17 protein-coding genes and 1 tRNA gene are annotated in these 13953 nt (G+C 56.4%); 16 read left to right on the forward strand and 2 right to left on the reverse strand.

All coding sequences use genetic code 11. The features are described from left to right. Window positions 1–19: 19 nt before the first annotated feature. The 6 genes from AC2FIM_RS14460 to AC2FIM_RS14485 all read left to right on the forward strand — a co-directional run bounded on the left by AC2FIM_RS14460 (window position 20) and on the right by AC2FIM_RS14485 (window position 5314). Entirely contained in the window at window positions 20–1105 is a 1086-nt protein-coding gene (locus AC2FIM_RS14460) for an isocitrate/isopropylmalate dehydrogenase family protein (protein ID WP_142639041.1), read from the forward strand. A gap of 83 nt (window positions 1106–1188) precedes the next feature. Continuing rightward, window positions 1189–1854: an aspartate/glutamate racemase family protein gene (locus AC2FIM_RS14465; protein ID WP_271952443.1), complete on the forward strand. Its 666-nt coding sequence runs from the start codon at window positions 1189–1191 to the stop codon at window positions 1852–1854. Between the two features lie 11 nt (window positions 1855–1865). Continuing rightward, the gene (otnK, locus tag AC2FIM_RS14470) at window positions 1866–3143 is read left to right on the forward strand and encodes a 3-oxo-tetronate kinase (RefSeq protein ID WP_142639037.1); all 1278 of its coding nucleotides are present in this window, start codon (window positions 1866–1868) and stop codon (window positions 3141–3143) included. Further along, window positions 3140–3778 (forward strand): 3-oxo-tetronate 4-phosphate decarboxylase, encoded by a 639-nt coding sequence (gene otnC, locus AC2FIM_RS14475; RefSeq protein WP_142639035.1) that lies wholly within the window; start codon window positions 3140–3142, stop codon window positions 3776–3778. Before otnK ends, otnC begins: the two co-directional genes overlap by 4 nt. A gap of 7 nt (window positions 3779–3785) precedes the next feature. Continuing rightward, window positions 3786–4259 carry a ribonuclease E activity regulator RraA gene (gene rraA, locus AC2FIM_RS14480; RefSeq protein ID WP_142639033.1) on the forward strand — a complete coding sequence of 158 codons (474 nt, stop codon included), beginning with the start codon at window positions 3786–3788 and terminating at the stop codon, window positions 4257–4259. Between the two features lie 2 nt (window positions 4260–4261). Beyond that, entirely contained in the window at window positions 4262–5314 is a 1053-nt protein-coding gene (locus AC2FIM_RS14485) for an AbrB family transcriptional regulator (RefSeq protein ID WP_271952447.1), read from the forward strand. Window positions 5315–5932: 618 nt separating this feature from the next. Here the strand turns inward: AC2FIM_RS14485 and AC2FIM_RS14490 are convergent. Continuing rightward, window positions 5933–6007: transfer RNA gene (locus AC2FIM_RS14490), tRNA-Thr, on the reverse strand. A gap of 229 nt (window positions 6008–6236) precedes the next feature. On the opposite strand from AC2FIM_RS14490, the gene AC2FIM_RS14495 reads away from it, so the two are divergent. The 10 genes from AC2FIM_RS14495 (at window position 6237) to AC2FIM_RS14540 (ending at window position 12940) form a co-directional block, all read left to right on the forward strand. Continuing rightward, window positions 6237–6392, forward strand: a complete 156-nt coding sequence (locus AC2FIM_RS14495) for a hypothetical protein (RefSeq protein WP_185956727.1) — start codon at window positions 6237–6239, stop codon at window positions 6390–6392. Between the two features lie 6 nt (window positions 6393–6398). Beyond that, complete coding sequence (gene murA / locus AC2FIM_RS14500; protein ID WP_271952449.1) at window positions 6399–7667, forward strand: UDP-N-acetylglucosamine 1-carboxyvinyltransferase; 1269 nt, start codon at window positions 6399–6401, stop codon at window positions 7665–7667. After that, window positions 7664–8140 (forward strand): DUF2948 family protein, encoded by a 477-nt coding sequence (locus AC2FIM_RS14505; protein WP_142639027.1) that lies wholly within the window; start codon window positions 7664–7666, stop codon window positions 8138–8140. The genes murA and AC2FIM_RS14505 overlap by 4 nt, the downstream gene beginning before the upstream one ends. Continuing rightward, entirely contained in the window at window positions 8130–8690 is a 561-nt protein-coding gene (locus tag AC2FIM_RS14510) for a GNAT family N-acetyltransferase (protein ID WP_142639025.1), read from the forward strand. Before AC2FIM_RS14505 ends, AC2FIM_RS14510 begins: the two co-directional genes overlap by 11 nt. A 21-nt stretch (window positions 8691–8711) precedes the next feature. Continuing rightward, on the forward strand, window positions 8712–10013 hold the full coding sequence (gene hisD / locus AC2FIM_RS14515) for a histidinol dehydrogenase (RefSeq protein WP_496679712.1): 1302 nt from the start codon (window positions 8712–8714) through the stop codon (window positions 10011–10013). A 120-nt stretch (window positions 10014–10133) separates the two neighbouring features. Further along, a complete protein-coding gene (locus AC2FIM_RS14520) occupies window positions 10134–10931 on the forward strand; it encodes a hypothetical protein (protein ID WP_281973616.1) in 798 nt (265 codons plus the stop codon). Window positions 10932–11017: 86 nt separating this feature from the next. Then, entirely contained in the window at window positions 11018–11497 is a 480-nt protein-coding gene (locus AC2FIM_RS14525; protein ID WP_142639020.1) for a UPF0262 family protein, read from the forward strand. Between the two features lie 3 nt (window positions 11498–11500). Further along, window positions 11501–11953 carry an arsenate-mycothiol transferase ArsC gene (locus tag AC2FIM_RS14530; RefSeq protein WP_142639018.1) on the forward strand — a complete coding sequence of 151 codons (453 nt, stop codon included), beginning with the start codon at window positions 11501–11503 and terminating at the stop codon, window positions 11951–11953. A gap of 2 nt (window positions 11954–11955) precedes the next feature. Beyond that, complete coding sequence (locus AC2FIM_RS14535) at window positions 11956–12354, forward strand: ketosteroid isomerase-related protein (RefSeq protein WP_281995642.1); 399 nt, start codon at window positions 11956–11958, stop codon at window positions 12352–12354. Further along, complete coding sequence (locus AC2FIM_RS14540; RefSeq protein ID WP_281995643.1) at window positions 12347–12940, forward strand: GNAT family N-acetyltransferase; 594 nt, start codon at window positions 12347–12349, stop codon at window positions 12938–12940. Before AC2FIM_RS14535 ends, AC2FIM_RS14540 begins: the two co-directional genes overlap by 8 nt. 50 nt (window positions 12941–12990) lie before the next feature. Here the strand turns inward: AC2FIM_RS14540 and AC2FIM_RS14545 are convergent, their stop codons facing one another. Beyond that, window positions 12991–13908, reverse strand: coding sequence for a hypothetical protein (locus AC2FIM_RS14545; RefSeq protein WP_496679717.1), 918 nt, complete (start codon window positions 13906–13908; stop codon window positions 12991–12993). Window positions 13909–13953: the final 45 nt, after the last annotated feature.

Raw genomic sequence — 13953 nt, forward strand, 5'->3', positions numbered from 1 at the left:
CCAATCATAGGAGACTGATATGCGTATTATGACACTGCCTTGCGATGGTATTGGGCCGGAAATCATGGCAGCGACCCTTGAGGTTGTCGAAGCTGCAAACAATCGCTTTGATTTAGGGCTGACTTTTGAGGAAGCGATCTCAGGCTTCGACAGTCTGAAAAAGCACGGTATCACCTTGCAAGAAAGCGTGTTGGACCGGGCACGCACGGAATTCGACGGCGTGATCCTGGGCACTCAGTCCCACATGGACTACCCACCCTTGGCCGAAGGAGGTCGCAACGTTTCTGCTGGTTTCCGCATTGGCCTTGACCTCTATGCAAACGTGCGCCCTGCACGCACCCGAAGCTTCATCCCGAACAAAGCACCCGGTATGGATTTGGTTATTATGCGTGAGGCGACCGAGGGATTTTACCCCGATCGCAACATGTTTAGAGGCGTTGGTGAGATGATGCCCGATCCCGACATGGCGTTGTCGGTGCGCAAGATCACACGACATGGCTCTATGCGTATCTGTCGCGAAGGCTTCAAACTGGCGATGCAGCGCAACAAGAAAATCGCTGCCATCCACAAGGCGAACTCTTTTCTGATGACCGACGGGCTGTTCTTGGATTGCTTCCGCGAGGTGGCAAAAGACTTCCCAGAGGTCGAAACCGAGGAGTTGATCGTCGACGCCTTCGCCGCTTTACTGGTGCGCAAACCCGAAGTGTATGACGTTGTGGTCGCTACCAACTTCTACGGCGATATCTTGTCGGATCTGGCGTCGGAACTGTCTGGATCCCTCGGTCTTGCCGGGTCGATCAATGCCAATGCAGAAACTGGACTGTGCTGCGCCCAGGCACAACACGGATCGGCACCAGATATCCAGGGACAGAACGTGGCCAACCCGACATCTTTGATCTTGTCAGCTGCCATGATGCTGACCTGGCTGGGTGAACAGCGCGGCATCCAGAAGTTGATGGATGCTGGTAACGCGATTGCAGAGGCGGTTGATACAGTGATTGATGATCCAGCGAAGCGAACGCGCGATTTGGGTGGATCCGTTAACTGTGATTCTTTCGGCTCCCTTGTCGCCGAGACGGTGGCGAGAGAAAGCATCGCTGCCTAGAGTTCCTCCCTGCGGGCAAATCGTCCGCATTTACCGGCGGCGCTGCACTCTTACAGCGTCGCCGAGTTATCAAGAGAAATCCAATGGCTGACCATCCTCGAGTTGCCCTGATACACGCCACGAAAGTGGCAATAGACCCGATCGAAGAAGCGGCGGCGAAGCTGTGGCCCGAAGCTGAGACAATTTCGATACTCGAAGAGGGGTTGTCTGTTGATCGGGCGAAATCGGCCGAGTTGTCAGGTGATCTCGTTCGCCGGATCGTCGATTTGTCGCGTTATGCAGAAGCAGCTGGAGCAGACGGAGTTTTGTTTACCTGTTCGGCATTTGGCTCGGCCATCGAGCGAGCAGACTTTGAATCTAACATCCCTGTCATGAAACCCAACGAAGCTATGTTCGATACGGCGTTTTCCCACGGGGACCGTGTTGTGATGCTCTATACCTTCCCACCAGCCGCCGGTGGGATGGAGGATGAATTCCGCGAGGCGGCCCGCGAAAAGGGCAGCACTGCGCAGATCTCGTCGATTTTCTGCGATGGTGCGCTTGATGCAAAGAAAGCAGGCGATGATGGTGCCCATAATCGTTTGATTGCCGACACTGCCGCCACAGTTGAAGACGCCGATGTCATTCTGCTGGCCCAGTTTTCCATGGCTGGTGCCGTGGATGCGGTGCGTGCTCGCACGGATATTCCAGTATTGACCAGCCCGGAGGCTGCGATTGAAGAAATCCGCCGCCGGATCGAACAGAAATAAGAGGTTCAGCCATGTTGATTGGCGTTATCGCGGATGATTTCACGGGTGGCAGCGATGTCGCCAACACGCTGGCCAAGGGCGTTGACGCTGAAGGTGGGCTACGTACCGCCCAATATCCTGGTGTGCCGACGGGGGCCGCAGCATCGGATATCGACGCCGGGATTGTCAGCTTGAAGTCGCGCTCGAATGCGGTCGAAGATGCAGTAAGCGAAAGCCTCGAGGCGCTTGGCTGGCTATTGGATCAGGGCTGTAAACAAATCCTTTTTAAGTACTGCTCCACCTTCGATTCTACGCCCAAGGGCAATATAGGCCCGGTTGCCGACGCCTTGAGCGCTGCGCTGGATGCGCAGAGAGTTGTCGTCTGTCCGGCCTTCCCGGCAACCGGACGCACGGTCTACCAGGGGCACCTCTTCGTGGGCGACGTGTTGCTGAGCGAAAGCGGGATGCAGAACCACCCGTTGACCCCAATGACCGATCCTGACTTACGTCGCTGGTTGCGTCAGCAAACCAAAAATTCGGTCGGGCACGTGCCACTTTCAACTGTATCGATGGGGTCTGAGCAGGTGCGGGCCGCAATTGTTGGCGCATCTGAAAAATTTCTCGTGGCCGATGCCGTGACGGATCAGCATCTTCTGATCTTAGCCGAAGCGCTTCAGGGGGCATCTTTGGTAACGGGCGGCTCCGGCATTGCATTGGGCTTGCCGCGCAACTTCATTCGCAACGGGATGGCCGAACCCAACGCGCCGACTGCCGAGGGTACATCAGGACCCGAAGCCATTCTGGCGGGCTCTTGTTCTGGGGCCACGCGAGGCCAGCTGGCCGAACACCAGAAGTCTCATCCGACCTTTGCCATCGACGTGCCCGGTGTCATGAACGATACTATCACCAAGGATGACCTGTTGACCTTCATCGTCGACAATACGGGAAACGCTCCTCTGATCTATTCCTCTGGCACACCCAAAGAGGTGAAAGATATCCAGACCAAGTTTGGTCGCGAGGCCGTAGCTACGAAACTGGACGATCTGTTTGCCGATACGGCACGTGCACTGGTGCAGCGCGGGTATCGCCGAATCGTGGTTGCAGGAGGCGAAACTTCTGGAGCAGTGGCGCAGGCCGTAGCCGACGAACTAGGCGCACCCGCGATGCGCATCGGCGCAGAGATCGATCCGGGTGTTCCGGTTCTGACCTTGGGCGACGATCAACCGATCTCGCTTGCGCTGAAATCAGGCAATTTTGGCGCGCCCGATTTTTTCACCAAAGCACTGCGCATGATGGAGGGGCAAAAGTGAACACCGAAGCAGAACTCCGCCAACAGATGTCGGACCTTTGTGCGTCGCTGTTCAACCGGGGCTTCTCTGTCGGCACGGCAGGCAATGTTTCGGCCCGTCTGCCTGATGGCATCCTGATGACTCCGACTAACTCCACCTTGGGCGCGATTGACCTCGACCGGATCAGCAAGATCGACCTAGAGGGCAACCATGTCGCAGGCGACCGGCCTACCAAAGAGGTCTTTTTGCATCAGGCCTTTTATGAAACCCGCCAGCAGGCTGGTGCCGTGGTGCACCTTCATTCGACTTGGGCGACCGCGCTATCTTGTTTGGAAGACACCAATCCTGATGACTGCATCCCACCGCTGACACCCTATGTTGTGATGCGGGTCGGCACGGTGAAATTAGTGCCCTATGTCAAGCCGGGCGATCCGAAATCAGGTGATCTGATCCGCGATCTGAAGGGTGCCTACAGCGCTGTTCTGCTCGCCAACCACGGCCCTGTGGTGTCGGCCAAAGATCTGTTCTCTGCAGTGTGCGCAGCAGAAGAGCTGGAAGAAACCGCCAAGCTTCTTGTGGCGTTGCGCGGTCGAAAGACGCGCTTTTTGAGCGAGGCCGACGTGGCCGACCTAAGAGCAACTTACTCAAATATGTGAGGCCGATATGAAAACCGCTGATCTGATTGATAACCATGCGAACGACCTTGCATTAGTGCATCTGCCTTTTCGCCGTTTCGGGACCCGCACCAATTTTGCGGCTCAGGTGCAGACGGTGAAGTGTTTCGAGGACAATACTGAAGTGCGCGCTCAGCTGGAAACTCCGGGTGAGGGGCGCGTGCTGGTTGTCGATGGAGGCGCGTCCACCCGTATTGCAATTCTGGGCGACATTCTGGCCGGGTTGGCAATCAAGAATGGCTGGACCGGTCTGATTTTGAATGCAGCGATACGTGACAGTATCGAGATTGACCAGATGGATACGCTGGTATTTGCGCTTGGGACAAGCCCGGTAAAAAGCGCAAAAGAAGGCTGGGGCAAAGTTGGTCAAAAGATTGGATTTGGTGGCGTCACGTTTGAGCCGAACGATTGGGTTTATGGTGATGCGGACGGGGTGTTGCTCAGCAAAGAGCAACTGGTCTGATTTTGCGACAAAGCTCATATTGCTTTCTCTTTGCGACGATAGCCGCTGCAAGCATCGCTGGATGGGTGGTTTCGCGCACCGGCCTGCCTCTGGGCTGGATGATCGGGTCTATGTTGGCGACGGCGGCGGCCTCGCTGGCCCGTTTGCCAGTTCAAACCCCCAGTTTGCTGCTCAATATCATACGCGCCTCCATCGGCGTGATGCTGGGGGCCGCTTTTACCAGTGAATTGATTTCATCCGTTGGAACCTGGTGGCCGACATTACTTTGTTTGATCCTGTCTCTTGCGGTGATGTTTGCGGCAGGATTCCTTTTCCTGCGCAAGATCTTGCGGTTTGAGGCGACAACCGCTGCCCTTTGCGCGATGCCCGGAGGCATTGCAGAGATGGTGTTGCTGTCTGACCGAGAGGGCGCAGATCAGACCCGCGTTGCAATTATACACGCGCTTCGGATTGCCCTTGCGATCCTGTTCATCCCCGTGTTGATCAGCCAGATTGCGACGATTGAACCAGCCGCAGGCAACGCATCGATGAATGTTGCGACCCTGACGGGACAGGACTGGCTGTGGATTGTGATCTGCATTCTCGCGGGACTCTTCGCGCGCGGCTGGCGAAGGTTGCCCGCGCCCATCGTGATTGTGCCGATGCTGATCAGCGCGGCGCTGCACCTCTCGGGGGCGTCGGATTTCAACGTTCCAGGGTCAATTACAATCGTCATCCAGGTTTTCATCGGAATCAACGTAGGTGGGCGTTTCGCAGGTGCCCCGCTCAAGAGCCTGACTGCTTCGTTTGGCGCGGCCTTCATAGTCGTCGGCGTTCAAATCGGCACGGCCTTCACCGCAGCGCTTCTGGTCGCACAAGGGGTTGGTGTTGATCCGGTTTCGTTGGTTCTTGCCTATGCGCCCGGCGGGCTGGCGGAAATGTCAATTATCGCGCTGAGCTATGATCGTGACGTGGCTTTTGTCGGTGTGCATCATGTCTTTCGGGTCATGCTTGCCCTCGCTTTGGCACCGCTTTTGTTGTCATGGCTCATCAGATCTCCGAAGGACGCAAAATGAGATATTTGCCGGTAGAGACCGGTGGCAAACCGCTTCAGGTGACCGATCAGCCGGGCATGCTTGGGGTTGAGACGACTACGCGAAACCGAAAGAGCAGCTGGTCACTTAGTCCTCTGTTGCGCCATTGCAACGAAAGTGCAGTTTTGAACCAGGCCTCTAAGACCACTCGGCAATGGCCGCTTTGGCGATATCAGCTGCATCGCAGCGACGTGTCCGCCGCACATGCGAGCAAATTCTGCGTCAGCAATAGCCGCACATGCACAAGTCCGCTTTGTCCCGCAATGCGGACATAAAATCAAATTTCCTGAACGTCCGCTATTGGTGCGAAGGGATACTCGAACCCAAAACTCTAGTTCGACGGGCTCCAACCAACAGATAGTGGACCTACCCCAATAAAAGTAGCCTTGGAAAAACGCGTCACAGAAAGTGTGAGAGGCTCACAGGCTTGCGTTCGATCAGCTGAAGGGGTGCCAAGGGGCGGGGGGTGGAGCTCGTCTATGAAGGCAAGGCCCCGACCATGCGACGTTAACAACGGACGTATTTTGCTAAGGCGTGGTCGCCATGTGGTCGCCACTTATATGGTGCCAGCAGAGTAAATCTCGTAAATTATTGATTTTATGGTGCTGCTGGAGAGAATTGAACTCTCGACCTCTCCCTTACCAAGGGAGTGCTCTACCTCTGAGCTACAGCAGCCTATCCACTTCAGGGCACCGGGAAAAACGCCCTACTAATACCCTACTAATTTCCACCACGCTCCACTAACTCATTGTTCGAACAAACAAACTTGGAATGGACCCGCCCATTACCAAGGGAGTGCTCTACCTCTGAGCTACAGCAGCGCTGTGGGCGGGTGATTAGACTCAAACGAAACGCGGCGCAAGGGTGTCTGGACGGTTTTTTTCGCCTCCTGTAGAGAAAGGTTATGGCAGAAAAAAATACACCTAAAAAACACGGCAGATCCGGCGATGTGCGCGAAGAGCGGCTGAAAGCGGCGCTCAAGGCGAATATGGCGCGGCGTAAGGCGCAGGCTAAGGCGCGGGCAACCCAGAACGGCAAAGCCGACAAAGACGAGGGATAAGAGCAGATGGATTCGATTCTGGTGACAGGCAACGGGCCGCTTAAAGGTCAGATACCGATTGCAGGGGCAAAAAACGCGTGTCTGACGCTGATGCCGGCGACCTTGCTCAGCGAAGAACCGCTGACGCTGACCAATGCGCCTCGGCTGAGCGACATCAAGACGATGACGGCTTTGCTGCAGTCCTTGGGGGCCGAGGTGTCGTCATTGCAGGATGGTCAGGTGATCGCAATGTCCAGCCACGACCTGACCAGTCAGACGGCGGACTATGACATCGTGCGAAAGATGCGCGCGTCAAACCTTGTGCTGGGTCCTTTGCTGGCGCGGTTTGGGCAGGCGGTCGTTTCGCTGCCCGGAGGCTGTGCAATCGGCGCGCGTCCGATGGATCTGCACGTCGAAGGGCTCGAGGCGCTGGGCGCTGAGATTGAGCTTAAGGACGGGTATCTGCATGCCAAAGCTGTGGGCGGGTTGAAAGGTGCCGTGCATGAGATGCGATTTGCATCCGTGGGCGCGACCGAGAACATTGTCATGGCGGCCACGCTGGCTAAAGGCACAACGGTTCTGAAGAACGCGGCGCGCGAACCTGAAATCGTCGATTTGGTCGAGTGTCTGAGGAAGATGGGTGCCCAGATTTCCGGTGAAGGCACGCCGACCATCGAAATTCAAGGCGTAGACCGGTTGCATGGCGCCACCCATCAAGTAGTCACTGACCGGATCGAGCTGGGCACCTATATGCTGGCGCCGGCGATTTGTGGTGGAGAAGTCGAACTGTTGGGCGGGCGGATGTCTCTGGTGGAATCATTTGCCGGGAAACTGGATGCGGCGGGCGTGAATGTCTCGGAAACAGCAAACGGTCTTTTGGTCGCCCGCAAGAACGGGCGCGTCAAAGCCGTGGATGTCGTGACCGAGCCGTTCCCGGGTTTTCCGACCGACCTGCAGGCCCAGATGATGGCGCTGATGTGCACGGCCGAAGGTATCTCGGTGCTTGAAGAACGCATTTTCGAGAACCGTTTCATGCACGCCCCCGAATTGGTGCGGATGGGCGCGAATATCGAAGTGCACGGTGGCACGGCAACCGTGACTGGTGTCGAACGTCTGAAGGGCGCGCCGGTTATGGCGACAGATCTGCGTGCTTCGGTCTCGCTGATACTGGCGGGGCTGGCTGCTGAAGGTGAAACAACTGTCAGCAGGGTCTATCATCTGGATCGTGGGTATGAGCATGTTGTGCGCAAGTTGGAAGGCGTGGGCGCCAAAATTGAACGGATCAAAGACCAATGACAGACGCAAGTTTCCACGATGGGCGTGAGGCTCCACTGAATCTGGGTGCAGAGGATGGGGATGACCTTCGGGTGATCTCGACTTTGACACAGGATGCAGTGTTCCCCGTATCCGAAATGACCTGGCATCCGTCGCAGCGCCGCTTTGGCCTGTTGCTGAACCGTTTCCGCTGGGAGGACAAGGATGCGGCCACGCGCCGGGGCCGTCCATTCGAAAGGGTGCAGTCTGTGCTGGTGTTCGCTTCCGTTCTAACCGTGGCCAGCCAGGGTATCGACCGTAGCGAGAAGGATTTGGTGATGTCCTTGCTTTCGGTCGATTTTGAACCCGGCGAAGACGGCGCGGGTCAGATTTTGCTGACATTGGCCGGTGATGGCGCGATCCGCCTGTCGGTCGAGGCAATAGACGTCACGCTCAAAGATGTGACCCGCCCGTATCAGGCGCCGTCGGGGCAAGCACCGCATCATGCAGAATAAGCGCGGTATCGCGCAGGCCTTCTCAGAACCACCCGCTGGTCTGATGTTGCGCCGCGCGACCGTGTTTGATGTCTTTGATTTAAGCCGCGTACTGATCCGTTCGATCACGCAGCTGTGCCGGGTGGATCATGGCGATGATCCACAGGCCGTTGCGGAATGGACCGCCAATAAAGACCCGGAGACCATTCGGGGTTGGATCAAGGCCGGAGCGCAGATTTGGCTGGCCGAGCGCGCAGGTCAGGTTGCGGCTGTCGGCGGATTGCGTGAGGGCGGCGAGATCACGCTGCTCTATATCGACCCGGCTCATACCGGTCTTGGGGTGGGAAGCGCGTTGTTGGCCCGGCTGGAACAGGAACTGGCCGCTGCCGGTTGCACCGAGGCACAGCTTGAGGGGACACGGACGGCCCAGGCGTTTTATATCCGGCATGGCTGGAAACCGACTGGCGGCTGCGCGGCGCGCAAAAGCATATCCTGTTTTGAGATGCGCAAATCGCTGCACCCGGTGGACTCAGGGTTGAGGACAGCCCATCCCGGCGATATGACCCGGTGAAACGCCACGGAGTGCCAGATCATGCCCGTTTTTCTAGACACCACGTCGCCCGAGTTTGAAGCCGCTTTTCAAACCCTGCTGTCGGCCAAGCGCGAAGACAGCCCGGATGTGGATGCCATCGTCGCGCAGATCATTGACGATGTGCGGGTCCGTGGGGATGAGGCGGTAATCGAACTGACGGCCAAATTCGACCGGTTAGAGCTGACACCGGATACGCTGGCCTTTTCGGCAGAGGAAATCGACGCCGCCATTGCGCAGGTCTCGGACGCGGATCGTCAGGCGCTCGAACTGGCAGCCGAACGCATCCGGGCCTATCACGAGAAACAGATGCCCGCCGATCACCAATGGACGGATGAGGCCGGGGCGACCCTTGGCTGGCGCTGGTCCGCAGTGTCTGCGGCGGGGCTGTATGTGCCGGGAGGGCTGGCCTCGTATCCGTCGTCGGTTCTGATGAACGCGATCCCGGCCAATGTCGCAGGGGTCGAGCGTCTGGCCATCGCCGTGCCCACACCAGACGGTCAGGCGAACCCTCTGGTCCTTTTGGCCGCGCACCTGTCAGGCGTGACTACGGTCTATCGCATCGGCGGGGCGCAAGCGATTGCGGCACTGGCCTATGGAACAGATACCATCGCAGCGGTGGACAAGATCACAGGCCCCGGAAACGCTTTTGTTGCTGCCGCCAAACGCAGAGTCTTTGGTAAGGTCGGTATAGACATGATTGCGGGACCGTCCGAGATTCTGGTTATTGCTGACAAAGACAACGACCCCGACTGGATTGCACTGGATCTACTCAGCCAGGCAGAACATGACGAAAGTGCTCAGTCGATCCTGATCACGGATAGCGCCGATTTTGGACGGGCCGTGGCGCAAGCCGTGGAAAAACGTCTTGAAACCCTGCAACGCCGGGCCATAGCCGGGGCCAGTTGGCGCGATTTTGGTGCGGTGATCACTGTGGGCAGTCTGGATGAGGCAGCCTCTCTGTCGAACCGAATTGCCCCGGAACACCTTGAGCTATGCGTCGCAGATCCCGTCGCTCTGAGCGAAAAGACAATTCACGCAGGTGCAATCTTTCTTGGTCAGTACACGCCCGAGGCAATCGGGGATTATGTTGGTGGGCCTAATCACGTCCTACCCACCGCCCGGTCGGCGCGTTTTTCTTCCGGTCTGAGTGTGATGGATTTCCTGAAACGCACGACGCTCAGCCAGATGACACCCGAAGCCCTGCGGGCAATCGGGCCAGCGGCAGAGCAACTTGCGCAGTCGGAAAGCCTCGAGGCGCACGGGCTGTCCGTGACCGCACGGTTGAAACGATTGAACGGTTGATCACCTATGGTCAGAGGGTCACACCTGCAATTACCTCATCCGATTTTCCCCGATAGGGCTTGAAATCAAGGGGCAAATTGCGGCGCTCTTTATGTGCGACCGGATCTAAAGGAGGTTGATTTGGAACGTGTGGCGACCCTCTGGATCGGTAAGCGCTTTAGCTTTTTGGAACATCTGTGCCTGAAGTCCTTCGCCGATGTCGACCAGAAGCCAATCGTCTATCACTATGGCGATCTTGAAGACATTCCGGATTATATCGAGCCGCGCGATGCCCGCGAAATTTATGATACTCCCGAGATCTACCGCGATCCGATAACCCGATCCGTGGCCGTTCATGCAGATCTTTTCCGTCTGCAGTTGATGCAAAAAACCAACTATATCTGGGCCGATGCGGATGCTTATGCGGTCCGGCCATTCGAGACAAAGAACGGGTATCTTTTTCCGAATGCGAACCTCAAGAAACAACGGATCATGAACGGTGTACTTGCGTTGCCCAGCGACAGTCCGGGGCTGCAGGCCATGTGCAAATATGCTTTTGACAGCGATCTGGTGCCGCCATGGTGGACACAAGAACATAGGGAAACCTACCGCCAGATGTTCAACGGGTCGACCTATTGGAGCCTGCCAATTTTCAGCTTTGGTCCGCCCATGCTGTTTCATTTTCTGTATGGCACACCAGAGCATGAGATGGCTGTGCACAGGTCGGTCCTCTATCCTATCCCATTGCGATATCGCGGCCTTTGGAATGACCCCGACCTTTCCAAACTGGATTTTCTGAAGTGGGACCAACAGATGTCTGTCCATTTTTTTGGATCCTGGTTCCGAAAGATCTTTCTTGGCCGCCAAATCAACTCTGGTTCACTGGTCGATACGCTGTTGCGCAAACACGGAATAGATCCGTCCGAACACCCGCTTTGACGATTTTCGTCGGACGGGCGGTCACTGCGTTGCCCATTTATTTCCATTGGGATAAGTCTGTCCCGACCTGAACGGACCAAACGACCATGACCCGAATTTCGCACATCGAACTGGATGATAGAAACTTGCCCCCGCCGACTCCCGAGATCGAGCAGGAGCGCAAGGTGGCAATCTATGATCTGCTTGAGGATAACGCTTTCGCGCTGCCCAAACGCGATGATCGTGTGGTTCCGGAAGGGCCGTATCATGTGCAGCTCTCGATCCGTGACAAGCGTTTGGTCTTCGACATTGCCACCGAAGCCGAAGAAAAAGCGGCCGAGTTCCATCTGTCCCTTGGACCATTCAGGCAGGTGGTCAAGGACTACTTCCAGATCTGTGAAAGCTATTTCGACGCCGTAAAGACTTTGCCGCCCAGCCAGATCGAAACCATCGACATGGCCCGGCGTGGTATCCACAACGAAGGCAGTCGGGTGTTGCAGGAACGTCTGGAAGGCAAGGCCGAAGTTGATTCAGACACAGCCCGCCGCCTGTTTACGTTGATCTGCGTATTGCATTTCGGGGGGTGACGGGTGACGTCTCTGCCGCAGTCCATCTTGTTCTGTTGCGACCACAATTCGGTCCGATCTCCGATGGCCGAAGGCATCATGAAGAAGTTTTATGGCACCGGCACCTATGTGCAATCCGCCGGGGTGCACAACGATCTTGAGATCGATGGCTTTTGCATTTCGGTCTGTCATGAAATCGACGTCGAGCTTTCACGTCACCGATCCCGGTCGTTCGATGAAATGCAGGAATGGGGTGACGACCTCAGCTCGTTCGATCTGATTGTAGCGCTGTCGCCGGCCAGCCAGCGCCGTGCGCTGGATTTGACGCGGGTTTTTCATCTGGATGTCGATTATTGGCCAATAATGGACCCTACCGGGCTGGGCGAAAGCCGCGAGGAAAAGTTACATCACTACCGACAGACCCGCGATCAGATCATTCAGCATCTGAAGGACCGCTGGGGCGAACCAACGGAGTGACCATGAACGAAACCGTCAAAACCTATTTCGAAGCCTTCAACGCCGGGGACGTAACCGGCATGCTGGCCTGTTTGTCCGACGACGTAGCCCATCATGTGAACGAAGGGCAGATACGAGTGGGCAAAGAGAAATTCGCAGCTTTTTGTGACCACATGAACCGCTGCTATCGCGAGAACCTCACCGATATCGTTGTGTTCGCGGCCGAGGGCGGTACCCGTGCCGCCGCTGAATTCATCGTGAACGGCACCTATCTTGAGACGGATGAAGGCCTGCCCAAAGCACGCGGGCAGACCTACCGCCTACCAGCCGGGTCATTCTTTGACCTGAAGGATGGCAAGATCACGCGGGTCACCACCTTTTACAACCTGGCCGACTGGACCAAGCAGGTCTCGAATGGCTGAGGTCACAGGCGTTCGCGCCTTGACCGGGGCGGCGCTTGAGGCGGCTCTGGATGACGTCGCTCGCTTGCGGATCGAGGTGTTTCGGGCATGGCCGTATCTTTATGGCGGCGATCTGGAATACGAGCGGAAATACCTGCAATCCTACCGTGACAGCGACAGATCCATCGTTGTTGGTGCCTTTGACGGGGATCGTCTGATCGGCGCATCGACCGGCGCCCCGCTAGCCGACCATGCCGCCGATTTCGCGGCGGCCTTCGATGGCTCTGGGCTGGACTTGTCCCAGATCTTCTACTGCGCGGAATCCGTCTTGCTGCCCAACTATCGCGGGCAGGGCGTGGGGCATAGGTTCTTTGACTTGCGCGAAGCCCATGCGCGCAGCTTTGGCTTCACGAAATGCGCCTTTTGCGGTGTGCAACGCACGACCGATCACCCGATGCGGCCTGATACCTACCGCCCGCTGGATGCTTTTTGGAGCGCGCGGAAGTATGAGCCGTTGCCCGGCGCTATTGCGCAGTTTTCGTGGAGGGATATCGGTGAAGAAGGCGAGACGCTGAAGCCTTTGCAATTCTGGATCAGGGATTTGTAGGTGGTTTTGCCCGCTGTGCGGAGAAAGCCGAAATCAACGTCTACCGGCCCTCATCCATCATGATTTTCTACGCACCTGATCACAGACGCTTCAAGAAGCTCGCGATTGAAGGGCATGCTTTTGGCTGGCGTGCCTAGAAGGACAAAAGATGTTTTCCAAGTCGCTTCGCAAAATCCAGCGGCGCCCATCCATGCGACAAAGGCTGAGAATCGCATACCGCTGAGCTCTAGTTCGACCGGGTCATAGACAGGTTCAGTCGGTAACAGCTCCAGGTCCAGTTGCTTGCCTCGGATTACGTTCAGAGCAACCTTTACTCCAGTGCTGTCAATCCAATCCTCTGACTCGGCACCTGTTCTTTCCGACTCCAGATAATCCAAAAACTCTTGAAGAGTTTCTTCTTTGGTGTCCGGGCTCTCAAGCAGCTTTGCAAAAGTAATTAGTCTTTTTTGATGGTATCCGCCCGGCTCCAGGCGTTGCGCTAGGCTGCGAAGTAACTCGGCATCTCCGGTGGCTATTGGCATATAGTATTGGCTTGTCAGCGAGTTGTTCGTCGAGGCAAGTAATTCAAGCGCTTCCTCGACGCACCCGTTTAACCAGTAAGCGGAGATGATCCTGCTTTGATCCCTCGGGTTCGAACGGGAGAAGTCAGTCAGTTGAATGACATCATAAAGCGAACCATCTTGCAGTTTCTTCCTGAGCGCCCCTTTGTCGCCATCGAATTGCATTAATGCCGTCCGCATCAAATAGAACTTTAACTCATCCCGCTGTTCGCGGGCGGGTTCTTTGGACATAAGCAACATGGTCAAACTGGCTCGTCTAACGTCTTGCTCTTTGCCATCACCCAAACCATCCAAAAACAACTGAGTAAGCGGTTCGTCGTGCCATGTTGGCGTATCAAAACAGTCCGCAAGCGCGGGCACAGATAAGCACGTTGTTCCTAAAACCAAGCAAAGGATTCTAAAATTCATCACTGGAAAATCCTCAATTTTCTTGCTCTCATTTACCAGTGCTGA

The sequence above is a fragment of the Ruegeria sp. CDSC052 genome (assembly GCF_059610685.1).